Raw genomic sequence first — 24323 nt, 5'->3', positions numbered from 1 at the left:
CATTTTTGGGTTTACGAAGTAAGCATAAATTAAAGTAAAGTCCGCAGCCCCTATCTAGATTTCAGCGGAATCTTTACTTTTCTTGAGCTGAATGAATCCCAGTACCGCCGTTCGCTGACACCCATGAATGAAACACATAAACCTAAAATAGCCCTATTCTGGCACCGTCGAGACCTCCGTTTCGAAGATAACGCTGGACTTTATCATGCCTTAAAAGCCAAGCATCCAGTACTACCATTGTTTATTTTCGATCGGAATATACTGGACAAGCTCACCGACCGTCAAGACAAGAGAGTTACCTTCCTTTATCAAGCAATAGAGCGATTGAAAGTTACCCTTCGCAGTAAAGAGTCGGACCTTTTGGTGCGTTACGGCTACCCCGATCGTATATGGCTACAGCTTCTGGAAGAATACGATATTCAGGCCGTATATACCAATCACGATTATGAAGCCTACTCTTTGGAGAGAGATGAACAGGTATCTGCCATATTAGGGCAGTTTCGAATCCCGTTCTACACGTTTAAAGATCATGTTATATTTGAAAAGCGTGAGATACTCTCTGGACAAGGAACCCCCTATACGGTATTCACCCCATATAGTAAGGCGTGGAGGGCCAAATGCACGGAGTTTTATGTTCAGTCCTACCCCATAGAACGGTATGAAGACCGACTTTTCAAAACCTCCCCCACCCCTCTGCCCACCTTAACACAGATGGACTTTACGGCTTCGCCATATACCTTCCCCAACCCCGATATAGCGAATACGACCCTACAAGAATATGAGGAGGTGCGCAACTACCCTGCCATGGATGGGACCAGCCTGTTGGGCATCCACCTGCGGTTCGGCACCATTAGCATCAGGAAACTGGTACGGCAAGCACAGGAAAGTAGCCTAACCTTCGAAAATGAACTTATTTGGCGGGACTTTTATCAACAGATATTGGCCAACTTCCCACATGTAGGCGAAGGAAAGGCCTTTCGCCCCGCCTACGACCTCATACAATGGCGGAATAACGAAGACGATTTCAAAAGATGGTGCGAGGGCCGTACAGGTTACCCCTTGGTAGATGCCGGCATGCACCAACTCAACGAAACCGGTTTTATGCACAACCGTGTGCGTATGGTTACGGCAAGTTTTCTGGTCAAGCATTTACTTATCGACTGGCGTTGGGGAGAGGCATACTTCGCCGAGAAGCTTTTGGATTATGACTTTGCTGCCAATAATGGAGGCTGGCAATGGGCAGCAGGATCGGGAACCGATGCCGCCCCTTATTTCCGCATTTTCAACCCAACGGCCCAGGCTCAAAAGTTCGATAGCCGGGGGGAGTATATCAAAAAATGGGTCCCCGAACTCAATAGCTTATCCTACCCCGCTCCGATGGTAGACCATAAAATGGCAAGGGAACGCTGTTTACGGATTTATAAGGAGGCTTTGGATCGGTAGTCAGGGGTAGGTCGTCATGGTACACGTCGGCCTACCCCCCCATTTTATTTACCTCCTACCACTACCTCCAGCATATCCTCAGGGCGAAGATATTGCTGGGCCATGGCCATCACCTGTTCTGCCGTAGTGGCATGTATGCTGTCGAGGTATTGTTCATAAAAGTCGGCAGGAAGCCCCTCCAAAAGGATGGTTTTACGTTTATCGGCTATCTCGAAAGCCGTATTGAGAGAGCCGGCTAGTTCGCCAGCCATAAAATTCTTGACCGTTTGTAGCTCATCATCTCCTACGAGCTCGGTCTGAAGTCGTAGCATTTCCTTTTTGATTTCATCGATGGTCAATTGGGTAAACTCCTTTTTGGCATCGGTGCCTATCATCAAATACCCGGCCTTGGACATACTTACCAAATGGGAGGATATGCCATAAGTAAGTCCTTTATCTTCCCGAATGTTTTTCATGAGTCGCGACCCGAAATACCCGCCAAATATCTCGTTGGTCACCAACATAGGGAAATAGTCGGGGTGGCTGCGGGTAAACATACGCCTCCCCAGTCTGATGGACGACTGCAGGGTATTGGCCTTTTCTACGAGTATTTGCTTGCCCGCATAGTCGTCATTCAGTAGTTGAGCGTCTTTTTCAACTCGCTTTTCGGCAGTTATAGATCCCAACGATTGGGCCACCAAAGCTACGTCGTTCTCAGACACTTGCCCGGCCATAATCACCGAGCATGGGGCATTTTTGATATAATTATTATAATGATCCAGGATGGTTTCTCTTTTTAAGTCACGGATCTCACCCTCCAGCTGGACCTTACCATAAGGGTGTTCATTTCCAAAAAGCGCTCTTTTCAGGGTTGTACTGGCCAGATAAGCCGTTTTTTCCATATTGACCCGAAGGTTCTGTATGGTAATATTTTTTTGTTCTTCCAGCTCGTGTTCCGGAAAAGCGGCATACTGAACCAGGTCCGTAACGATCTCCAGGACATCGGGCAATACCCGCGACAGGCAATAGACCAATATACCCACCCTATCGGCCCCGGGGCTCATCTCTACGAAGGCGCCTAGGCGCTCAAAGGCCTCGCTGATCTGACTAGAGCTTCGGGAGCTAGTCCCTTCCGTGAGCATCTTTATGGCATAATAAGCGGCATTGGGCGCCGACTCATACCAAGTACCGGCATCGAAAATACATTCGAGCCTCATGACAGGCTGTTCTCCTAAGTTAAGCACATGGAGGTCCAGGCCATTCGGCAATATGGTGGACTGAACCTGGGGCAATTCTATATTGGTGATCACCTGAAAGTCAGGTGCGAGGGTACGATCTGGAGTCATGGCATATACTTTAAAATGACGAATGGCACCCGATTAGGCACCATTCGTCTTCTATTAAATCAATTATTTAGGCTCAGTTCTCATCGGTAATATCCAGCTTTTCGGCTTTGTTCAGATACAACCCTAAGGTAATACGGAGCGTCTGTGCGAGTGGGCTATTCTGCTTTACAGGAAACAAATAGGCGAAATCGACCGCATACCGATCTTGGAAGCGTATCCCTGCCCCAGCGGTAAAGAACTTACGGTCGCCTTTGTTTTTGTTTTCTCCAAAATATCCGGCACGTACCGCAAAAATATCATTGTACCAGTACTCGGCACCCGCTAGGATGGCTACCTCCTGAAGTTCTTCTTTGAACCCATCGGGCGCATCGCCGAACGAGCCAAAGGCTCCGGCTAGGGCACTTTTGGAGTTGATATCGGTACCATCTGGAGTGGGTACCATCAATTTAACTCCATCCAACACGAAGTTGAATTTGCTCCGGCCATCAGCAGAGAACGAAAGTCCACCACCTACACGCAAGTTGGTAGGTAAGAAGTTTTCGGTATTGGTTCCAGAACCATAATTAACCTTACCACCGAGGTTGGATATTACCGCTCCCAACGACCAGGTCAGCTCTCCACCGGTATCGAAATTCTTGAATTCTTTCTTATAAAATGCGCTGATATCTCCAGCGAAAGTACGGGCAGGTTTTACAGAGGCATTATTAATAATGGCGTTACCGGTCAGATCCGAGTTGATCCACTTCAAGGTAAGCCCCATCGAGAAATTCTTCCCTAGCTGTCTGGAGTAGGTCCCGCTAATAGCAAATTCTTTGGAGGTAAAGTAACCCATTTGCGTACCTACGGCATCTCTAAGATCGAGCTCCCCATTGCTAAAATAGTTTACAGACAATGCTACCGCCTGCTTATCATCGATTTTCTTGAATGCGGAGATATATCCCAGCCACATGTCATCGATATAATTGCGCAACCAAGGCGTATAGGAGGCCGATACCCCGAAGTCCTTTTCGTTATATGGCAACTTTGCTGCATTATAGAAAGTCGAATTAGCATCGGCACTAGAGGCTGCACCCGCCTCACCCATGGCCGCTCCACGTGCATCAGGAGCGAAAGTTAGAAACTGCAAGGGGGAGTGTGGTATCCTGGTTGAGTCTTGAGCCTGAACCAGAGCTGCACCAGAAGTAAAAAGAAATAAAAGAGTAAACTTTACAAAATTTGGTCTCATATAAATTGGATTTGAGAAAGGAAGTGCGTTGATTCAGCTTCTTTTAAAGGGTCAAAAATACGATGAAAGATAGTTAATATGAAAAAAATAAATGTTTTATTGATTCTTAGGGAGCACGCATAAGCCTTCCCATCCTTTTACTAACGGAACGATCCGCTAATGATTTGACGATTAGACGGTATAAATACATTTCATTTGGCTGTAATTTGGTCGTTAACGCAATATCGGTTACTCTCTTCCGAATGTCTTTAGGGGCATTATATAGAATCCATTTTTCGGTCCCTATTAATGCTCCCGACAGGGTCAGAACACTCAATTCTAGCGCCACATCTTCATCGGCCCGGTTATGTTTTAGGTCAAAAGACCACTGATCTCGAAATGGCATCGGGTACACCACCAGGTCTGAAACCTGAATCCCCTGCTGCGCACCTACCACAAATCCGAACGTTATTTTTGATAAGTTATTATAAGAATTATAAACTTTTACAGTTGCGGTGTAGTGCCCTATTGGCAAATCTTGCAAGGGATAAACTACCGTTCCACGAGTATAATCATCCAAATCGGCTCGATAATAGTCTTCAAGGCCTATTTCTAGCGTATCGTTGAGGTTTAGTATTATTCCCGGTTGGCTCAGCTGAATCCCTAACTCGTCTTGCAGCCTTACCATCAACAGCGAAGAGGGTTCAACAAGATCACCATCCCGGAAAGATTCGTCGTTCAAAAAAGCACTGATTTGGGTGGCAGCACTGGAAGTAGCCGTGGCCTTCCCTCCTATCACCAAAGGAAGCTGAGCGGATGCCGTATGAGTCCCAGTTCCCGAGCGACTATAGACACTCGCGCGCCCTATCCGAAAAGCCGTATCGGTGCTGACAGGCACTATAAACTCGAGCTCAAACGCTCCTCCTTGAACGCTCAGGCTTCCCTCATAAAGCTTATTCCGGTTATCGGTATACTTTTCGGGCCCATCTTGGTCGCCAAGGGTAGCAAAACTACTCGGCTGGTCATAAATAGACAGATAAGCCACACCATCGAAATCCCCATCCAATTCGCCGGTTCGGGTCAATTGTATCTGTCCCTGTAGCTTTACCCTTTGCTGAGGCCTCAAAGTATCGGGCACAGCGGACCATTTTATGGTCCTCGACTGGTCGACAACCGGCATAGAAGGGTCGCCTATGAGTGTAAAATTTCGGTTTAAACTGCCAACTAGCGAATTATTTTTGGTTTCACGAACCAAGTCCCCTAGCCTCAGTAGCGTATCACTTTGGCTCAACGCCCGATACAGGGCTTTATTTAAGGTAAAGTTGGTACTAGAGTATACCGGTCGGGTAGTTGAAAGAGCCGCTATGGCTCCTCCTTTGGGACTTAGGACCATCAGCTCCCCACCCGACACCTGAGCCATATTATCGAACCGTCCGAAGTCGCAGGTGGCCGTAACCAAGATAGGCAGATTATCATACCCTCTCATGCCTATCATATCGGAAAGGGTTAGGATTTGCTCTTCAGCCCAGCCGCTCCCTCCCCCATGGCCCGTATAATTCATAATAAGCGAACCCCGTTCTATGCCATCTCGTATCAGTCCATTGGTAGCAGGCGACCTTTGCCCCCCCTCTACGGCCTTCTGGGGTTGTTCGTCGAGGAAAATCTTCTTGGTCAAAAAAGTATGATCTATCAGTTTTGCCAGTTCGGAGGCGTGGTACTGATGAATATTACCATCCCCGTCGTCGGCTACAAAACGTACCGTATTATGCCATGCCCCCATAGAACCTGGAGACTGATAATGCATCAGCTTTTCGACCATCTGATCGGCTTCCTCTAGACTTTTGACGGGAAGCCGCCCTACTCCAATATCGAGCAGTTCGTCGCCCGCCACCGACTCCTCCCAGGCGCCCTCATCTTCGTCCATAAAGCCGAAAAAATCGTCGGAAGCATAGGTGTAGACCGGCAACAGCGATTCCCTACTTTGATAAGTAGGCACCCACGCTGCCCACTGAGAGGGAGTTTGATTCTTCAAATTGTTTTTATAATCGTAAGTAGCATCACCAAAAAGCAAGACATATTTGAGCTTACTATTTTGGTACACGTTGCGGATATAATCGCGGATAGCCACCGGATCGGCCTTACCGGAGGCATGATGATTATAAATCTGATCGGTGGTCACGACCGCTGAAGGCAAGCCATCCTGAGAATGCCGAAAATCGGCTAATCTCTGAGCTTGTTCTACGAAAGCAGGGGCGGTAATAATCAACAATGCGACCTGAGCATAGACCTCTACGGTAGGTTGGTCCACCGGGCTATAGCTGGTCGGGACTAAGGCCTGTTGAGGATCAAAGCCTATAAACCGACGATAACGACGACTATTTTTTAGGCTAAAATTGGCCGTAGTACCCTTCAGCAACAACCCTGGCGACAGGGGCACCGTTACATCCCATAACTGCCCACTCCCGCTCAATCCATCTATATGGTAGCTGGTGGTATCGGAGCTGGCAGGCAAAAAGTGATAGATCTGCTGCTGGTCGTAGGCTTTGAAGGACCTCAGGCCTTGCAAAGTCAGGTAGTCAAGAAAGGCCTGAGCCGAAAGCTGACCATTATTATGGTAGGCGACCGTAATATTTTGAATATCGGCAGGAGCTCCGCTCAGGGTACTCACATAACTCCCTTCGGCAATGGCTCCTTTTTGGGTATAGGTTTGGCCAGGCACCGTACCAAAATTCCCCGTGCCTATGGTAGCTCCATTCAGTGTAAGGGTGAAGCCAGTGGTAACCTGAGCAGAAGCTATGGCTGAAAAACGGACTGAAACCTCACTGCCTGGCAAAAGATCGGACATTGGAACGCTTACTGCCAAAGGGGAGCCCCCAAGATATTCACCCCACCACCTCCGGCCCGATTGTAACAGGTTGTACCTTTCCGTTTCATGAAACCAATAATCAACAAAACTAGTGAGGAGAGGCTGTCCAGCCCATGGGGGTAAGGCACTACTTTCTATACGCCTACCCACTTGGCCCCCATAGGTAATAAAATAGTAATTGGTGTCGCTATAGCTATGAAGTTGATGAGCCAGTCGTTTGGTATCGGAATCATAAAAGATGGTATGCGGCCCCTCGGCATAAAAGTACAAGGCATCGGAGGCATCCCATTGGCCATCTGCCTGGCCATCGAACCATGCGGCACCCTCGAGGGGCTCAGCGGGGCGGGCCAGGCTATTGGCTTGTGGAAGCATGGCCCCACCAAGGCCATATATTTTGACGGTACGCGGGTCGATACTCGTAGGATCCCAGCCTATTTTCCGGATAAAGTCCCGATCCACTTTGTAGATACCCGTCTTGGTAACGCCCAATTTCATCCAAGCTCCCGACACCAATCGGGAGGTATTTTGAGCCCTAAGGGTAGTGAATGTGAGCAAAAAGCCACATCCAACGAAAGAGGCAAGTAGGAGTCGTAAAGTCTTAATATATTTCAACCAATACATGTGCGGGGATGGTGTATCGTTTCTGAGAAGCCTGATGGGTGCACAGCACCCGAGTACGGCGAATAGTCTCTTTCACAAAGACTCTATTCTGAAAAACGAAAGAAGCCCCTTCATTGAGGTCTAGAAGCCGTATTTTATTCTCATGGCTGGGTTGAAGGGTATCAAAATTCCGTAAGGCGATATATAAAGGCATATCTGCCGACGAGGACGCTCGCGGATTCTTCATATAGTCGACCAAGGGAACCAGTATTTCTTTAGGAAAAACTTGCTCGTTGGCCACCGGAATCAGTAAATCCTGGAAGGTTTTCTTCCACTGAGGTCCATGCGGAGCCTCGCGTAGGCCACCCACCGACATTCTGTGCAGGTATACCCGCAGGTGGGCCATTTCGTGAAGATAGGTGATCAAGAAGCTATACGGGTTGAGGTCGGCGTTGACCGTCACCCGAGGCCTCTTGCCTGGCTTGACAGTAAAATCGCCTAGACGCGTACGCCGTGGCCTACTCACAACCAAGTGAACCGGCTGGGCCATAAATAGCTGCTGACAATACGCTTCGGCAGACTCTGGCACCAAGCCTTTAAAAAAATTGCTGGGCAAGGACATAGGCTATAAACAAAAAGAAAGCCCTATAAAAATAGGGCTTTCCAATTTCAAAACCTGAGTTTTCTGATTATTCAGCAGAAACTTCAACAGTAGTGTCAGCAGCCATGGTAGTATCAACAGCCATAGTGTCAACTTCTACAGATTCAACAGAAACTGCAGTAGAGTCAGCTGCTTCTTCAGCAGGTTTGCTAGTACAAGAAGCGAATGCTACCATCCCGGCAACAAAAGCAAAAGCAAAGAATTTTTTCATTTTTTGGGTGTAATTAAGGTTCACTACAAAGGTAATACCAAAGAAATGACAAATCCCAAATTTTTGGATTGTATTTTTCTAAGAACTTAAAATTTCCTTAGAAAACTATTTACATCCTTCGCAAAGTACAATTTATACCACCAAAAACCCATTAAACATTTTCAGTTCGCTCGTTGAATGCGCGAACAGCAGAGGCTATTTCGGGCAGTAAGTTAGCATTTTCCTCGATCCCATTTCCTACCACGATCACGTCGGCTCCGGCTTCCAAAGCCGAAGAAGCTTTTTCGTAAGAATTGATGCCACCTCCCACCAAAATCGGGACAGCCACAACTTGGCGAACGGCAGATATAACCCTAGGAGGCACCGGGTATATAGCCCCGCTCCCAGCATCTAAAAATATGTGACTCAGCCCCAAAAGCTCTCCAGCGGCAGCCGTACAGGCGGCGATAGCGGGTTTATCTCTCGGAATAGGCGTGGTGTTGCTAATGTAGGAAACGGTAGTAAGCCTACCGCTCTCTATGAGCATATAACCGGTAGGCAATACCTCCAATCCACTCCTTTTGATGAGCGGGGCGGCAATGACATGCTGGCCAATGAGCAGCTCTGGATTACGCCCCGAAATCAAGGAAAGAAGCAGAATTGCATCGGCCGATTCGTCGATGTGCAAGCTGCTTCCTGGAAAGAGAATGACCGGAATTTGGGTATATTGTCGGACCGCTGCAATGAGCTTATCGATGGAATATTCGGTGATAAGACTCCCACCTACGAAAAAATAATCGACCTGATTTTGAACAGCCACTTCCAAAAATCCGGTGAATTGTTCAAAGTCTATCTTGTCAGGATCGAGCAATACGGCAAAAGAGCGTCTATTGTCGGCCCGCTCTTTCAGCAATTGCTCCTTAATATTATAGTTTATTTTTCTCATTCGCTCTTCGGTCAGCCGCAATATAATTCATTAGTTGTTTGCGAGCCCAGCCAACCGCAAGGGTCCAAGCTATGCCTTGAGCAGCTTTCAAAACTTCCTGCGTCGCCTTATTTTTTTTCTTTTTAGTAGGAATTTCGATTACCTCGTCAACCTCGATATCCTTAATTTTTTGGGGCTTGTCCTCCTTTTCTTTGGGGAGCAAGGCATTCATTACAATATAGGTGCTCGCTACTATCCCTCCTACAATCAAGGCCTTTTTACCTGCCACCGTGGCCTGGGTCTTAAGCCCGTCGAGTTGCTGGTCTAATTGGTCTTTAAACAGGCCAATTTCCAACTCTAGCTCTTCTTTCTGGGCCTGAGTATCCGACGAAAAGGGCTTTGCTGATATTTTCGAAGTCAAATCTGCTGATGAACTCATCTCTAAACTGGTTTATGGATGAACAGGACATTTGGCGTACCGGGAGCCAAAATTAACAATTAGCCCCGACTAAATGCCCTAAGATTGGATAAATTATTCTTCCTTCTTGGACATAAAAGTGGCAATGATCCCCCCTAATACGCGCATGGTCCACTTTCGGAACACTACCCACACGATCAGCTTTAACAAGACGATGCCTAAAATTATAACATAGCCAAGATAGGCACTATCCAGTCGTTCGTTGAGATAGTTAGCCAACAATACCGTTCCCAGCGTGAGGCCAACGAGCACGATACTGTAGAGTAAAATGCCATATACGACCATCACGATAGCCTGTTCGATCCTGCCTCGCGTTTCAATTTTGAACAAATCGAGGCGCGTCTCCAGGTAGCGCATGATGGTATCTTTTATTTCATCGAGTTGATTAATCATACGGTGTATAGGTTTATCTGATGCGAAAAAGAATAAGTGTTGTTAGGAGGCCCTTCACCTGGTCTCCTAATCCAAAAACATGCCCAATACGGAAGAAACCACGGTCATAATCAACCCAAAGAACAAGGCAGCAATGAAGCCATCTACGGCAAAACCATCTACCAAATAGGCGGCCAGGAAAATCATGAGCACGTTGATCACGAAATAAAATAAGCCCAAGGTCAGTATGGTAATGGGTAGAGCCAATATTTGAAGCACCGGTCTGATAAATGTATTCAGAAACGCCAGAACAACCGCCACGATGACGGCAGTTACGGTTCCATCTACTTGTACCCCAGGTACAATATTTGCGGCAACTAAAACTGCCAAGGTGCTGATTAAAAGCCGAATTATTAAGGACATAAATATATAAAGGGTTAGGCGTGTCGACTACGAAGTACGCTAATTACGTCATCTAAGTCAATATTTTTTTGCTCTAATAGTACCAGTAAGTGGAAAAGCAGATCGGATACCTCCCCTTTAAAAAGGTCGTCGTTATCGTCTTTGGCCTCTATCACTACTTCCACCGCCTCTTCGCCAACTTTTTGAGCTATCTTGTTGATTCCTAGGTTAAAAAGACTTGTCGTGTAGGAACTTTCGCTAGGGTTCAATTTACGATCTCTGATAACGGCTTTCTGCAGGTAATTCAAAAAGGCCGCTTCACCTCTGCTACTGTTTTTTTCTATCACTTCACCAAAGCAGGTATCGGCACCTGTATGGCAGGTAGGGCCTGCTGGAGCGGCTTTTATAAGCACGGTATCCTGGTCACAGTCGATCAAAACCTCCTTGACCAGCAAGAAGTTACCAGAAGTTTCACCTTTGGTCCATAGCCGTTGCTTACTGCGGCTATAAAAAGTCACGGTACCTTCCTGGAGTGTCTTCTCATAGGCCTCTTCATTCATAAAGCCCAGCATTAGTACTTTGTCGGAGTGTACATCCTGAATGACGACAGGCACCAGCCCATCGGCCGACTTATCGAATGCTATCGTAGATTTATTTTTATTCATTGTATTCATAATTTCAATGTCAAAAGAATGCTTTAAAAAAATCGCACCAAGAATTTAATTGGTAAGCCTAACGGGAAGGCCTTTTATCGAAAGGTATTGTTTTAAATCCGGAATGCTTATTTCCTTAAAGTGAAATATGCTGGCTGCAAGACCGGCATCGGCCTTGCCCGTGGTGAACACATCATAAAAATGATCCATATTACCGGCACCACCGGAGGCAATCACGGGGATATTAGCGGCTCCCGACACCAAGGCGGTAAGTTCCAAAGCAAACCCATCTTTTGTGCCATCGGTATCCATCGAGGTCAGGAGAATTTCTCCTGCCCCACGGTCCTCCACTTCGGTAGCCCAGGGAATGGTACGTAGATTGGTCGCCTTTCGGCCTCCATGGGTATGAACAATATGCTCCCTTCCATTTTCAGTCTCTATATAGCGGGTATCGATGGCCACTACGATGCATTGGCTCCCAAACTCCAAGGCGAGCTCATTGATAAGGGCCGGGTTCCTTACTGCAGCAGAATTAATGGAAACCTTGTCGGCTCCGGCATGCAGCAAAGCCGATACATCTTCCTTCGTCGATATTCCCCCGCCTACGGTAAAAGGGATATTGATGGTATGAGCCACCCGACGCACCAGGTCGATAAACGTCGATCGGCCGTCGACGGTAGCCGTAATATCCAAATAGACTAACTCATCGGCACCATGTTCTGCATATAGTGCCCCTAGGGCAACTGCATCACCCGCATCGCGCAAGTTGACAAAGTTTATACCTTTGACAGTGCGTCCATCTTTTACATCCAGACAGGGAATAATTCTTTTGGTCAACATAGATAATGTATTGATGGGTCGATTGGACAACCCTAAATTTATGAAAGGGGGTGCTCCCCAAAAAAATTAGACTAGGAACCGCTTCAACTCACTTAACTTAATACGGTTTTCGTAAATGGCCTTCCCTATAATAACCCCATAGACGTTCATCTCGGCCAACTTTTCCACATCTTCCAACTTACTCACCCCTCCACTTGCAATGATGTGTAAATCGGGGCATTTATCTTGAATATTCTTGTATAGATCGAAAGAGGGACCTTGCAGAAGGCCATCTTTGGCCACATCGGTACTGATGGTATAGGAGATTCCCTTTTCTACATAATTCTCAATAAAATCGTAGACCCATAGCTCCGTTCCCTCTTCCCATCCACTTACAGCAACTTTTTCATTTTTGGCATCGGCACCCAAAATGATCTTATCGCCTCCATATTGACTCAACCATTTTTCGAATAGCTCTGGTTTTTTGACGGCAATACTCCCCCCGGTCACTTGTTTGGCTCCACTTTCAAAGACCACTCGAAGGTCCTCCTCGGACTGCACACCCCCTCCAAAATCGATATGTAGGCGGGTTTGTGAGGCGATACGCTCGAGAACTTTCCAGTTAACGACCTTTTTTGCTTTGGCTCCGTCGAGGTCCACCAGGTGCAAACGCCGGATACCAGCATCTTCAAATTCCTTAGCTACTTCGAGTGGGTTTTCATTATAGATGGTCTTCTTACCATAATCGCCCTGGGTAAGTCTTACGCATTTCCCATCGATCATATCGATGGCGGGTATTATTTCAATCATATTTAATTGTAGGTACGATTATTCCTTTAAAAAGTTTTCCATTATTTTCTGACCAACACCTCCACTTATTTCGCAATGGAACTGTGCTGCATAGAAGTTATCCTTTTTGAGCATTGCACTAAATGGAACGATATAGTCGCAGGTTGCTACCGTCTGTGCGCAAACCGGCGCAGCATAGCTATGCACAAAATAGACATAGGCGTTATCGGGTAGCCCGTCGGTGAGGTGTGAGTGATAAGCCTTGATATTATTCCATCCCATATGCGGTACTTTGAGCCCTGGAATGGCCGCAAACTTATACACGTCCACATCAAATATCCCCATGCAGGTCGTATCGTTCTCTTCCGAATGCTTGCACATCAGCTGCATTCCTATACAAGTACCAAAGACTGGCTGCTTCAGATCGGGGATGAGCAGATCCAATTTTTTCTCTTTAAGATAGGCCATGGCCGTACTGGCCTCTCCCACACCGGGGAATATCACCCGATCGGCCGAACGAATCTCGGCCTCCTCATCGGAATAGACATAACTAACCCCCAACCTGTCCAGTGCGTACATTACCGATTGTACGTTCCCTGCGTTGTATTTGATAATAACGGTCTTCATGATTAGGCGTAGTAATTTATATTCAACTAATAAAAGTAAGGGAAAAATAGTGAACCCGGGGAACAAACCCCTTCGAATTTGAATAAAAACGAAAAAAGCCCGATTCATAAGAATCGGGCTTCTGGGATACTATGTATTCAACCTTATTACAACACTACTTGCAAAAACATATCATCCAAGACGCCCAAAAGCCTGATGACTTTGATGTAATTGAGGACATGTTTCAGTTTTTAACATGTTGCAAATGTAGTCAAAATTTTAGAAAAAAATAAACCGTAAATTGAATTAATTTATTAAAATTTGCTTAGAATTATCCCATTTGTCAGCTCCCAACTCGAAACGAATGAAAACTGGTCATAAATAGGGTTTTAGGGCGAACCTGTACTTACGATTACCAGAGGATCGATAAGGCTTAAGGCCCTAGCCAACAGCATGCTGGGTATGCGCCTACCCCCACCGTACATTTTGGTAGGTAAAAAAACATATCCAACACAACAAAAACTATATTTTCCATTTATCTTAGCCTTCAAACCATGTTAGCGACCTTTTTACGCCTTTCATCGACCTCTTTACTATTTATTCTTTTGACTAGTATTTCACCATCCACCGATTTGTCTGACAGTCTATATAAGACGCATCACACCTTCAAAGAGCAAGGCCTAAGTCAGCGACGCTTCAAACAAAAAGACATTTTACCCTTACTCGACCGTCGTCGTAACAACCCACTTTATACCATTACCAAGGTGGGAGAATCCTTTGAAGGCCGCAATATCCAGATGGTTCGGATAGGCACAGGCCCCAAGAAAATACTACTGTGGACCCAGATGCACGGAGACGAGCCCACCGCCACCATGGCGAGCTTCGATATCTTCAATTTTTTGGAACGACATAACGATGGCTTCGATGCCTTCAGAAAAAAGATCCTGGAGCAAACCACCCTGTACTTTGTACCCATGCTCAACCCCGATGGCGCCGAGCGCTATCAACGGCGTACTGCACAAGGCATAGACATGAACCGTGATGCTGCCGCTCTGCAAACCCCGGAAGGAGCCTTATTGAAACGTCTCGTTGACGAAATAAAACCAGATTTCGGTTTTAACCTGCACGACCAAAGCCCTCGCTATTCGGTAGGCCGAAGCGCTGAAGCCGCGGCTATTTCGTTTCTGGCTACCGCCTACGACTACCCCAGGTCCATAAACCCCGTCCGGGAACGGTCCATGCAGCTGATAGTGGCCATGAACCGCCAGCTTCAACGTTATATTCCCGGTAAGGTAGGCCGCTATGCCGACGACCATGAGCCCAGAGGCTTTGGAGATAACGTTCAGAAATGGGGAACCACCTTGGTACTCATCGAGTCGGGAGGCCTGGCCGGTGATCCTGAAAAGCAATATCTGCGCCGACTGAATTTTATGGCCATCTTATCGGCCATAGACAAGATAGCCGATAACTCCCTGACGCAAGAGAACAGAAACGACTATTACGAGATCCCCGAAAATGGTCGTTGGCTGTACGACCTGGTCATACGGCATGCTACGGTGAAGCAAGGCACCAAATCGTTTGAGGCCGACCTAGGCATTAACCGCAATGAGGTGAGCTATGCCAATGCTTCCAAGTTTTTCTATTATAGTAAAGTGGAAGAGTTTGGAGACCTGCATCCGCAATTTGGCACTCAAGAAATCGATGCGAAAGGCCTCACCCTAGAAAAAGGGAAATTATACCCCAAGGCCTTTAAAACCATTGGGGAGGTGAGTCAACTGAATGCACTTAACTTACTGAAAGAAGGCTATACCTACATACGCCTTACAGCCGACAATGGGGGGCGTAACCTAGGCCTATATTATACCACGGCCCCTTTGCACATCCTAAGGAATAACAAATCGGCCCCTATCGATAGCCCCAGACTCGGCTCAACGGCCACTTTTCTATTAAAAAAAGGAGGAGTAGTGAAATACGCCGTCGTGAATGGCTTCGTGTATGACCTGGCTAATTTCAAAACGAAGGCAGGAAATGGTATTGTAGAGTAAAAAGAATGACCAAGCAAGTAGTAAGCGACCCCTGCCGCAATACTACTTGCTTGGTTAAGCTGGCCTATTGATAGCGATTCACTACGATAGCGCTTACTAGTCCATTATCGAAATTAATTTTCACCTCCTCTATCAAATTAGGGGCTGGCGCATAGGCGAAGTACCACTGAGACGAGCCCGCCATAGCCGGGTCGTAGGCCGTAGACAAATTCTTGGTGAGGAGCATGATCCGCTCAAATTTGGAAGCATACCCCTTTATCGAATGGATATTCACCAGCTTCTGGTACAACTCCTCCGCCTTATCGCCCATCCTAACAGCCGACTCCCCATTCTGATTGGCAGGCCATTGGCTTAGTTTTACTCCATTATTAAGATAGATATGGGCGATCCGACCTTCGGCCAAAGTTAGTTGCACCCCAGTATCGGTTCCTTTTTGCTCGTCCAACAAAATATATTGGTACAGAGGCAACCGCTGGACAAGGGACTCCAGGTCCGAAGAAGTGTTCCCTACGACATTCACATAAGAAACCCCCTGGCTGGCTTTAAGGCCTTGAATAGCCTCATAAATTTTTATTGCCTCGGTGCCAATACCCAGCCCCAGGTGACTTCCGGCCGATAGACTGTCCGAGCTAATCAGCTCTGACATGGGTGGGTCGGTTATCAATTCAGGATCCATGGAATTGTCATTAATACAACCAGGCATAACAAAAATAAAAGAAAGGGCAATAAGGTATACAAGAACTTTCATAGGTCGGAAATGGTAAGATGACAGATACTCTTACGACAGTGGGGGGGACTGAAACGTTGTAAGCGCTCCTAAATATATTGACATTACTGGTTACCCATACCCGCTCGGAGGATTCATTCTAGCTCGTTTTTAATATAATTGTAAAGACAGGACTTTCGGTCGCAGCGCTGTACTAAAAATAAACGTTATAGTAAAGACCAAGAAAATGGACACTAACAAATAGGCCCGTACAAATAAGGAAACGGATCCTTAACGATTGTCTACCTAGCAAAATTTATACTTTAACCAGTATCAACTACTCGCTATTAACCTATAATCAACCCAAGTGGGGGCTTGTACGCCCTATAGAACGAAATAGGCTATTGACTTGAACCAAATAGCAAGTCCATTGTTTATAAATACTTGATTTTCAATAATTACGATTTTTTTATATAATTAAGCCATAACACTGGCTTAATATTAAGGTAACATTGAAGGTCTACTTTTGTGTCATAAAATAATGACACCTTATATATGACCAGAAATTACTTTCTTCTTCTATTTTTCCTTGTTTTTGCCTCTACAGTTTTTGCACAAACCGGATCAATCAAAGGTACCATCGTAGACGCTCAGAACAAAGAGGCCGTGATTGGTGCCACCGTAATTCTCAAGGGTAGCACTCCTCCCGTAGGTACCGCCACCGATGTAGAGGGCAATTTCGAAATTACTGGAATACCCTCAGGCCCTCAGACTGTCATCGTTTCTTACGTTTCGTACAAGCCCAAAGAAATTGATGTCACCGTATATCCTAACCAAGCGGTCCTTATCAACGCCACCGTCGAAGAGGATGTAGCCAACTTAGCCGAAGTAAAAATCGTAGGGCAACGCCAAACCTTTACCGATGTGTCGGTGATCACCGAAATCAAACAAGCTGAGCAAATAGCAGTAGGTATTTCGGCACAGCAGATTCAAAAATCACAAGACAGAGACGCTTCGCAGGTGATACGCCGCGTTCCCGGGGTATCAATTCAGGACGACCGCTTCGTCATTATACGTGGGCTTAATGAACGCTACAACACCGTAATGCTCAACGACGCCATTACTCCATCATCCGAAGTAGACGTTAAGTCTTTCTCATTCGATCTTATTCCGAGTTCGGCCATAGACAGGATGCTGATTTACAAGTCGGGATCGGCGGAGCTTCCTGGCGAGTTTGCAGGGGGGATTATCAAGATTTATACCAAAACAGTACCCGATGAAAACGGATTGACTTTGAGCCTTTCAACGGGTATCCGTGGCAACACGACATTCAATTCGGTACAAGACTACAAAGGATCCTCCACGGATTGGACGGGCTTTGGAGCCAGCAGCCGAGTGCTCTCTTCGAACTTCCCGAGCACTTCTACCTTACAGTCCGAGAACCGCCCGTCGGAAAACAGCCTCAATGCATTCCGTAACTTGCCAGAATATTACACCCTACAAACCAAGACAGTTAACCCCGATCTTCGTGCCTCATTGGGTTATAATGCCAAGTTCCAGGTTGGAGATCGCAAACTAACGACATTTAACAATATCAACTATTCGTCGACGAACCAATATTTACCAACTTCACAGCATCGTTACCTCCAATTCGATGCTAGCAACGGGGAATCCGAGATCCAATCGAAATATGATGACCAGCTTTTCAAACAAAATGTTCGACTTGGAGTCCTGTCGAACTGGGCTTTGATCCTCAATCCCAATCATAAGATAGAGTTTAGAAACTTGTTTAACCAACTGTCCAATAAAGAGACCAACTTCCGTCAAGGATATAACACCGACAACAGTACCGAGTTACAAAGCTATGCTTTCCGTTACGAATCCAAGAGCATTTACTCCGGACAGCTAGGCGGCACGCACGAACTATCGGGAGCCACTACCTTAAAATGGCTTGGAGCTTATGGCTTGACTCACCGGGATGAGCCTGATTATCGCCGATTCGTGACTAGCCGCAGGATTGGATCAACAGACCCTTTCCGGGTAGAAATAGTACCGGGAAGCAACGCCAGCTTGAGCCGTGGGGCACGTTTTTACTCTACCCTCAATGAATATACTTCCTCATTCCGTGTAGACCTTGAACATCGCATCAAAAGGAATGGCTATGAAGACGACGAAAACATGGAGATTAAGCTTCGTGCCGGTGCCTATGGCGAATATAAGGATAGAAGCTTTAAGGCCCGATGGTTTAACTTAACGAACCCTGGAAATACACCAGAAGAAATATTATCACAACCTGGAAGTCAAATATTCGACTCCGAGAATATAGGTTTGGATAAACTATACTATGCAGAAAGAACCAACTATGACGACCGTTACGATGCTCAGAATACACTGTTAGCCGGCTATATTGGCAGCTACATTCCCTTCAGCAATAAATTCAATGCATCCTTGGGAGTTCGGGTTGAGAACAACGTTCAGAAGCTCCAGAGTCGACAACGTGGATCAGGAACGAATATAGATGTAAATAATCCGATTTTAAGGGTGCTACCTTCTGCTAACTTCGCTTATAACTTCACCGAAAAGACGCTTCTACGCCTAGCTTATAGCATGTCGGTCAACCGTCCCGAATTTAGGGAACTGGCTCCATTTACCTATTATGACTTTAATTTCGACGTGTCGCGGGTAGGTAATTCGGAACTAAAGACCCCTTCGATCCAGAATATCGACTTACGTTACGAGATCTATCCAACGGCTGGTGAGCTCATCTCTTTCGCTGTTTTCTACAAGCACTTCACCAACCCTATCGAAGCACGTATTCGCTATGCGGGATCAGGAATTTCCTTTTACGTGGATAACGCCGAATCGGCTTATACTACCGGAGCTGAGCTAGAGGTACGTAAATCACTGAAGGGAATCACCACCAGCAACTTCGTAGACAACCTTACTTTGCTGTTGAATGCCTCCTATATCAAGAGTAATGTATTGACAGGCTTCGCAGGACAGGAAAACGACCGTCAATTGCAAGGACAATCGCCCTACCTGATCAACGCCGGACTATACTTCAACGATCTGAACAGAGGATGGCAGGTAAATGCCCTCTACAACGTGGTGGGCCGCAGGATCTTCCTGGTAGGTGACAACGACCTTCAACCTACCGTATACGAAATGCAACGTAACGTGATCGACCTGAACATCATCAAGTCAATTGGAGAGCACCTGGAGATTAAGTTAGGAATCCAAGATTTGCTCAACCAGCCTTACAGATTGATCCAAGATAGCAATGGTGATAAAAAGATCACTTCTGTAGATGAAAGCTACCAGACCTACCGGAAAGGAACTTACTCCACCATCGGTCTTACCTACAAGTTTTAATACCCAATTTACAAATTCAATAGTTAATTAAACACATCGAAAGTATGAAAAAGACAAGTAAAATATTCAGCTTGTTAGTAATGGGAATCTCGGTTTTCGGACTCGTATCTTGTAATAATGACGATAACGACGATCCAATCATCGTAACACCAGTAGGTGAAGCTAAAGTAGTGAGTGGAAAAATCACTACGAACACTACCTGGACGGCCAACAACCAGTATCTGCTTTCAGGTTTTGTTTATGTTGAAAGCGGTGTAACCCTGACTATCGAGCCAGGAACGGTAATAAAAGGAGATAAACCTACTAAGGGCTCCCTAATTATTCAGCCAGGTGCTAAAATAATGGCCGAAGGAACTGCCGACGCACCGATTGTCTTCACTTCTAACCAAGCCAAAGGCCAGCGTGCCGCCGGTGACTGGGGTGGATTGATCATCTTGGGTAAAGCCCCTGTTAACAAGCCTAACGCCGTTGTAGAAGGTGAAAACGTATCTACTTTCGGTGGAACTGACGCTGCTGATAACTCTGGTTCATTGAAATATGTTCGTATCGAATTCGCTGGTATTGCCTTCGAAACCGACAAAGAGATTAACGGCCTTACCTTCGGTGGTGTAGGTAGCGGAACTACTATCGATTACGTACAGGTTTCCTACAGTGGTGACGACTCTTTCGAATGGTTCGGTGGAACCGTTAACGCCAAGCACCTTATCGCTTACCGTGGATTGGACGACGACTTCGATACCGACAACGGGTATAACGGAATGGTACAGTACGGTTTGATTCTTCGCGACCCTGCAGTAGCCGATCAGGCTGGTGACTCTAACGGTTTCGAATCCGATAACGATGGTTCAGGATCTACTGCCACGCCTCAGACTGCTGCCAAGTTTGCTAACATCACCATGGCTATGGCCGACGGAACCGTGAACGGTAAATTTGCTTCGGCCTTGCGTATTCGTCGTAACTCAGCCGTGTCTGCTTATAACAGCGTATTCACTGGTGCATGGCCTAGAACTGGCCTTCGTGTAGAAAACGACCTTACCATCGCTAACTTCACGAATGGTACAATGCAAATGCAAGGAGTGGTATTGGCTTTGTCTGGAACACAGTCTGCTGGAGCCGTTGAAGGAATCACTCAAGAAGCCTTCCTTGCTTCAAATGCCAAGAACGCTATCATGGCTCAAGCTGACCTTAAATTGGCTACTGGATTCAACTCTATCACGGCTACTCCATCTGTATTGCCTCAGACAGGATCACCTCTATTGACAGGTGGAACTACGCTTCCTGCAGGCTTTGAAGCGAATACTTACGTAGGTGCTTTCAGTACTACCAACTGGACTGAGAAATGGGCTAACTTCGATCCTCAGAATACCGACTACGAATTAGAAAAATAACAGACTATATCACGACTGGTTCGTATTGCTGTCGGCAATCGGCTTTCAGCAGTCAGGTTTTTCCTGAAAATGATTATCCAGCAAATGCCAGGTAGATCATTGACTACAGCGAAAACGCTCATAAAATACCTTTCGTGATTCGGTCTAATAAAAATCTTAAATAATTGGTGTCAGAATTTAGAAAGGCCGGGGGCAATTGCTCCCGGTCTTTCTTGCTTTATCTCAGGCGCTCAGAGCCCTTATTTTGTTTACTGAACGAATTAAAATATATTAGCACATCGATTTTTGTTTTAACAACTATCCTATCCTATTCATATAACCCTACCGCAAATTAATGTCAGATTTCCAAGCTTACTTTCTCCTAGGTTTCGAACATATCACAGATGCCAATGGTTATGACCATATTCTTTTTATCATGGCATTATGTAGCATTTATACATTAGTCGAATTCAAAAAAGTTTTTATCCTAGTTACTGCCTTTACCATAGGCCACTCTATCACTTTGGCCCTAGCCACCTTGAACATCGTAAGCATCGCTCCCGATCTTATCGAGCTCCTCATTCCGATCACGATCCTGATGACGGCCTTCGCCAATTTTTTTTATAAGCCACCCGTTTTCTCATTCATCCAAAAATCACCCAAAGTCAACTATCGCTATCCTGTGGCTCTAGGCTTTGGGCTCATTCATGGAATGGGATTTTCTAACTATCTCAGGGCACTACTGGGCGGCGAAGCCGACATCGTATACCCCTTACTGGGATTCAACCTAGGGCTCGAAATAGGCCAGCTCATCATCGTGGTGGTGTTCTTATCTTTATCTTTTGTATTGGTAGAAATACTCCGTGTAACGAAGTTAACCTGGAACCTGATCATCTCCGGAATTATCGCCGGAATGGCCATCTCCCTGATTTTTCAGAACGAATACCTTCCTAGTCTTTTTAATACAGCCGCCAATTAACCCCCATCATCCATCAACCAATTTTAAAATGAAAAAATGCTTTATTTTTGTTTTGGCTATTGGAATAGCGACCAGTGCCTCTGCCCAGAGGATGTCGTCCAATCCAAACTACCAAGCCAACGACCAGTTTGAACAACTCGGCACTACCCTGCCCACGCCTAACACCTACCGCACGGCCTCTGGCGCACCGGGCAAGGAATACTGGCAACAACGCGCCGACTATGACATTAAGGCCGAACTCGACGAAGAAAACCGCAGGATTATCGGTACCGAGACCATCACCTACACCAACCACTCCCCAGATGACCTACGATACATCTGGCTACAGCTTGAACAAAACCTCTTTAAGCAAGACGGCGTAGCAGGAATGTCGCGCACGGGATCGGTTAATCCCAATGGCATGAGTACCAGCCAACTGGCCTCCTTAAACAATGGCCGTGGCTCTAAGCTGGACCCGAACATCACCTATGGCTACGAAATAAAAGCCGTTAAAGACAAGGCGGGTAAGGCCCTTCCTTACACCATCAACAATACCATGATGCGGATAGACTTACCAGCGGCTATGAAACCAGGCACTAACTTGGTGTTTTCAGTAGACTGGGCCTATAACATTACCGAGTACTACGGTAGAAGTGGCTTCGAGCACTTCCCAAAAGATGGTAATGACGCCTTTTTTATAGCACACTGGTTTCCACGCATGGCTCCCTACGACGACGTAAACGGCTGGAACCATAAGCAGTTCTTGGGACAAGGCGAATTTGCCTTGAACTTCGGCGATTACAAGGTAGCGATCACCGTCCCCGGCGACCATATATTGGCGGCTAGCGGAGAGTGTCAAAACTACAACCAAGTACTTACCAGCACGCAAAAACAACGGCTAAAAAAGGCAGAAACTAGTGCGACTCCGGTGATTATCGTTAACCAGGAAGAGGTAGAAAAGGCAGAAAAAAGAGAGAATAAAAACCCAGGCAAGAAAACATGGATTTTTAAAGCCACTAATGTACGGGACTTCGCTTTTGCCAGCAGTCGTAAGTTTATTTGGGATGCTAAGCAAAGTGACGTTTACAAAAACGGCAGAAAGATCTGGTGTATGTCCTACTACCCTAAGGAGGGCAACCCGCTATGGGAACAATATTCGACCCGTGCCGTTGAGCACACCCTAGTTTCGTACAGCAACCGTACCTTCGAATACCCCTACCCCGTGGCTATCTCTTGCCACTCCGTAGCAGGTGGTGGTATGGAATTCCCTATGATCAGCTTTAATGGCGGCCGGCCAGAACCCGATGGAACCTATAGCGAAGCGACTAAGTATGGGATGATCGGCGTTATTATCCACGAGGTAGGCCACAACTACTTCCCCATGATCGTCAATAGCGACGAGCGCCAGTGGGCCTGGATGGACGAAGGGCTAAACACATTCCTGCAATATTTGGCAGAAAAAGAGTGGGATTTCAATTATCCTACCCGCCGTGGAGAGCCTAATCAGATCACCGACTATATGTCCTCCGATCCTTCTATGCTCTCTCCAATTATGAGCTCTGCCGAAAACGTGATAGGCCTAGGACCTAATGCTTATGCCAAACCTGCCGCCGCCCTGAATATACTCAGAGAGACCATAATGGGTCGGGAGCTATTCGACCACGCCTTTAAGGAGTATTCGAACCGTTGGATGTTCAAAAGCCCTACACCAGCCGACTTCTTCCGCACCATGGAAGATGCCTCTGGAATGGACCTCGACTGGTTTTGGAAAGGCTGGTTCTACGGAACAGAGCCTGTAGACCAAGACTTGGTGAGTGTGGATTGGTTCAGCCTCGACACTCAAAATCCTGAAATCGAAAAGGAACTAGCCCGCAAAGCCGATGCTGAACGCAAAAACACCATTTCGAAACTAAGAGATAAAGAGACCATGAACGAAACGGTAGTGGCGAAAGATTCGACCATGGCTGATTTTTATAATAGCTACGATCCCTTTAAAGTAACCAGTGCCGATCGCCAGAAATACGAACAATATATGGCTAGCCTGTCGGATACAGAACGTGAATTGATGACAGAAAACACTAATTTCTATACCCTTTCTGTCAAAAATAAAGGAGGATTGGTGATGCCTGTTATCGTGAAGATGGTCTTTGAAGACGGTACCGATTCCGTAGCTACTTATCCTGCAGAAATTTGGAGATTCAACAACCAAACGATTTCGAAGGTAATCACAACCAAAAAACGGGTAGTTCAGTGGACATTGGACCCTTATGCCCAGATTGCGGATATCGATACCGAAAACAATTCGTTCCCTAGAATTGCCAAACCTACCCGCTTCGAGTTGTTTAAGCAACAGCAGTACAAACGCCCCATGAACCCCATGCAAATGGAGGGAGCCGGAAAGGCCGGGGACGCCAATAGCAATTGACCCTGTAAACTGTACTTCAGAATAAAAAAGAGACCGACTCATTTCTATAATGGGTCGGTCTCTTTTTTATACCGTTCTAATTGAACAATATCGAGTCCTATTATCTAAATTTCAAAT

General features: G+C 46.3%; 20 protein-coding genes. 6 read left to right on the top strand and 14 right to left on the bottom strand.

Annotated features, from left to right (window positions below):
* Positions 1 to 123: 123 nt before the first annotated feature.
* Complete coding sequence (locus CLV98_RS02065; protein WP_109672361.1) at positions 124 to 1443, top strand: cryptochrome/photolyase family protein; 1320 nt, start codon at positions 124 to 126, stop codon at positions 1441 to 1443.
* A 44-nt stretch (positions 1444 to 1487) separates the two neighbouring features.
* On the opposite strand, the gene CLV98_RS02060 is transcribed toward CLV98_RS02065, so the two are convergent.
* From CLV98_RS02060 to hisH, 13 genes are all read right to left on the bottom strand, one after another.
* Positions 1488 to 2768 (bottom strand): M16 family metallopeptidase, encoded by a 1281-nt coding sequence (locus tag CLV98_RS02060; RefSeq protein WP_109672359.1) that lies wholly within the window; start codon positions 2766 to 2768, stop codon positions 1488 to 1490.
* Between the two features lie 73 nt (positions 2769 to 2841).
* Positions 2842 to 3993 (bottom strand): type IX secretion system outer membrane channel protein PorV, encoded by a 1152-nt coding sequence (gene porV, locus CLV98_RS02055; RefSeq protein WP_109672358.1) that lies wholly within the window; start codon positions 3991 to 3993, stop codon positions 2842 to 2844.
* 106 nt (positions 3994 to 4099) lie between these two features.
* On the bottom strand, positions 4100 to 7459 hold the full coding sequence (gene porU / locus CLV98_RS02050) for a type IX secretion system sortase PorU (protein ID WP_109672356.1): 3360 nt from the start codon (positions 7457 to 7459) through the stop codon (positions 4100 to 4102).
* Entirely contained in the window at positions 7437 to 8054 is a 618-nt protein-coding gene (locus tag CLV98_RS02045; RefSeq protein WP_158281187.1) for a SprT family zinc-dependent metalloprotease, read from the bottom strand. Before CLV98_RS02045 ends, porU begins: the two co-directional genes overlap by 23 nt.
* Before the next feature lie 73 nt (positions 8055 to 8127).
* Entirely contained in the window at positions 8128 to 8310 is a 183-nt protein-coding gene (locus CLV98_RS02040) for a PG1828 family lipoprotein (RefSeq protein WP_109672353.1), read from the bottom strand.
* Between the two features lie 151 nt (positions 8311 to 8461).
* Positions 8462 to 9235 (bottom strand): phosphoglycerol geranylgeranyltransferase, encoded by a 774-nt coding sequence (locus tag CLV98_RS02035; protein WP_109672351.1) that lies wholly within the window; start codon positions 9233 to 9235, stop codon positions 8462 to 8464.
* Positions 9216 to 9653, bottom strand: coding sequence for a hypothetical protein (locus tag CLV98_RS02030; protein ID WP_109672349.1), 438 nt, complete (start codon positions 9651 to 9653; stop codon positions 9216 to 9218). The genes CLV98_RS02035 and CLV98_RS02030 overlap by 20 nt, the downstream gene beginning before the upstream one ends.
* A 93-nt stretch (positions 9654 to 9746) precedes the next feature.
* Positions 9747 to 10085, bottom strand: a complete 339-nt coding sequence (locus tag CLV98_RS02025) for a hypothetical protein (protein WP_109672348.1) — start codon at positions 10083 to 10085, stop codon at positions 9747 to 9749.
* 66 nt (positions 10086 to 10151) lie between these two features.
* Entirely contained in the window at positions 10152 to 10487 is a 336-nt protein-coding gene (locus tag CLV98_RS02020; RefSeq protein WP_109672346.1) for a phage holin family protein, read from the bottom strand.
* A 14-nt stretch (positions 10488 to 10501) separates the two neighbouring features.
* The gene (gene hisIE / locus CLV98_RS02015) at positions 10502 to 11131 is read right to left on the bottom strand and encodes a bifunctional phosphoribosyl-AMP cyclohydrolase/phosphoribosyl-ATP diphosphatase HisIE (protein WP_109672344.1); all 630 of its coding nucleotides are present in this window, start codon (positions 11129 to 11131) and stop codon (positions 10502 to 10504) included.
* Positions 11132 to 11185: 54 nt separating this feature from the next.
* Entirely contained in the window at positions 11186 to 11959 is a 774-nt protein-coding gene (gene hisF / locus CLV98_RS02010) for an imidazole glycerol phosphate synthase subunit HisF (protein ID WP_109672343.1), read from the bottom strand.
* A gap of 66 nt (positions 11960 to 12025) precedes the next feature.
* Positions 12026 to 12748 carry a 1-(5-phosphoribosyl)-5-[(5-phosphoribosylamino)methylideneamino]imidazole-4-carboxamide isomerase gene (hisA, locus tag CLV98_RS02005; RefSeq protein WP_109672341.1) on the bottom strand — a complete coding sequence of 241 codons (723 nt, stop codon included), beginning with the start codon at positions 12746 to 12748 and terminating at the stop codon, positions 12026 to 12028.
* A gap of 18 nt (positions 12749 to 12766) precedes the next feature.
* Positions 12767 to 13354: an imidazole glycerol phosphate synthase subunit HisH gene (gene hisH, locus CLV98_RS02000; protein WP_109672340.1), complete on the bottom strand. Its 588-nt coding sequence runs from the start codon at positions 13352 to 13354 to the stop codon at positions 12767 to 12769.
* 584 nt (positions 13355 to 13938) lie between these two features.
* Here hisH and CLV98_RS01995 point away from each other — a divergent pair.
* Positions 13939 to 15378: a M14 family zinc carboxypeptidase gene (locus CLV98_RS01995; RefSeq protein ID WP_229203163.1), complete on the top strand. Its 1440-nt coding sequence runs from the start codon at positions 13939 to 13941 to the stop codon at positions 15376 to 15378.
* A 64-nt stretch (positions 15379 to 15442) separates the two neighbouring features.
* Here the strand turns inward: CLV98_RS01995 and CLV98_RS01990 are convergent, their stop codons facing one another.
* Positions 15443 to 16126 carry a hypothetical protein gene (locus CLV98_RS01990; protein ID WP_109672336.1) on the bottom strand — a complete coding sequence of 228 codons (684 nt, stop codon included), beginning with the start codon at positions 16124 to 16126 and terminating at the stop codon, positions 15443 to 15445.
* A 513-nt stretch (positions 16127 to 16639) separates the two neighbouring features.
* Here CLV98_RS01990 and CLV98_RS01985 point away from each other — a divergent pair.
* The 4 genes from CLV98_RS01985 (at position 16640) to CLV98_RS01970 (ending at position 24206) form a co-directional block, all read left to right on the top strand.
* Entirely contained in the window at positions 16640 to 19456 is a 2817-nt protein-coding gene (locus tag CLV98_RS01985) for a TonB-dependent receptor (RefSeq protein WP_109672335.1), read from the top strand.
* A 44-nt stretch (positions 19457 to 19500) separates the two neighbouring features.
* Complete coding sequence (locus tag CLV98_RS01980; RefSeq protein ID WP_109672333.1) at positions 19501 to 20844, top strand: beta-helix domain-containing protein; 1344 nt, start codon at positions 19501 to 19503, stop codon at positions 20842 to 20844.
* 334 nt (positions 20845 to 21178) lie between these two features.
* Positions 21179 to 21802, top strand: a complete 624-nt coding sequence (locus tag CLV98_RS01975) for a HupE/UreJ family protein (protein ID WP_109672331.1) — start codon at positions 21179 to 21181, stop codon at positions 21800 to 21802.
* Between the two features lie 28 nt (positions 21803 to 21830).
* Entirely contained in the window at positions 21831 to 24206 is a 2376-nt protein-coding gene (locus CLV98_RS01970) for a M1 family metallopeptidase (protein WP_109672329.1), read from the top strand.
* The last annotated feature ends 117 nt before the right edge of the window (positions 24207 to 24323 follow it).

It is taken from the genome of Dyadobacter jejuensis (assembly GCF_003149085.1).
In the GTDB taxonomy this organism is placed as follows: domain Bacteria; phylum Bacteroidota; class Bacteroidia; order Cytophagales; family Spirosomataceae; genus Dyadobacter; species Dyadobacter jejuensis.
This window is presented reverse-complemented; position numbering and strand designations above follow the sequence as displayed.

Excerpts from the sequence above, each read along its gene's own strand:
- CLV98_RS02065 (WP_109672361.1), top strand. The coding sequence starts at position 124 with ATGAATGAAACACATAAACCTAAAATAGCCCTATTCTGGCACCGTCGA.
- CLV98_RS02060 (WP_109672359.1), bottom strand. The coding sequence starts at position 2,768 with ATGACTCCAGATCGTACCCTCGCACCTGACTTTCAGGTGATCACCAAT.
- porV (WP_109672358.1), bottom strand. The coding sequence starts at position 3,993 with ATGAGACCAAATTTTGTAAAGTTTACTCTTTTATTTCTTTTTACTTCT.
- porU (WP_109672356.1), bottom strand. The coding sequence starts at position 7,459 with ATGTATTGGTTGAAATATATTAAGACTTTACGACTCCTACTTGCCTCT.
- CLV98_RS02040 (WP_109672353.1), bottom strand. The coding sequence starts at position 8,310 with ATGAAAAAATTCTTTGCTTTTGCTTTTGTTGCCGGGATGGTAGCATTC.
- CLV98_RS02035 (WP_109672351.1), bottom strand. The coding sequence starts at position 9,235 with ATGAGAAAAATAAACTATAATATTAAGGAGCAATTGCTGAAAGAGCGG.
- CLV98_RS02030 (WP_109672349.1), bottom strand. The coding sequence starts at position 9,653 with ATGAGTTCATCAGCAGATTTGACTTCGAAAATATCAGCAAAGCCCTTT.
- CLV98_RS02025 (WP_109672348.1), bottom strand. The coding sequence starts at position 10,085 with ATGATTAATCAACTCGATGAAATAAAAGATACCATCATGCGCTACCTG.
- CLV98_RS02020 (WP_109672346.1), bottom strand. The coding sequence starts at position 10,487 with ATGTCCTTAATAATTCGGCTTTTAATCAGCACCTTGGCAGTTTTAGTT.
- hisIE (WP_109672344.1), bottom strand. The coding sequence starts at position 11,131 with ATGAATAAAAATAAATCTACGATAGCATTCGATAAGTCGGCCGATGGG.
- hisF (WP_109672343.1), bottom strand. The coding sequence starts at position 11,959 with ATGTTGACCAAAAGAATTATTCCCTGTCTGGATGTAAAAGATGGACGC.
- hisA (WP_109672341.1), bottom strand. The coding sequence starts at position 12,748 with ATGATTGAAATAATACCCGCCATCGATATGATCGATGGGAAATGCGTA.
- hisH (WP_109672340.1), bottom strand. The coding sequence starts at position 13,354 with ATGAAGACCGTTATTATCAAATACAACGCAGGGAACGTACAATCGGTA.
- CLV98_RS01990 (WP_109672336.1), bottom strand. The coding sequence starts at position 16,126 with ATGAAAGTTCTTGTATACCTTATTGCCCTTTCTTTTATTTTTGTTATG.
- CLV98_RS01985 (WP_109672335.1), top strand. The coding sequence starts at position 16,640 with ATGACCAGAAATTACTTTCTTCTTCTATTTTTCCTTGTTTTTGCCTCT.
- CLV98_RS01980 (WP_109672333.1), top strand. The coding sequence starts at position 19,501 with ATGAAAAAGACAAGTAAAATATTCAGCTTGTTAGTAATGGGAATCTCG.
- CLV98_RS01975 (WP_109672331.1), top strand. The coding sequence starts at position 21,179 with ATGTCAGATTTCCAAGCTTACTTTCTCCTAGGTTTCGAACATATCACA.
- CLV98_RS01970 (WP_109672329.1), top strand. The coding sequence starts at position 21,831 with ATGAAAAAATGCTTTATTTTTGTTTTGGCTATTGGAATAGCGACCAGT.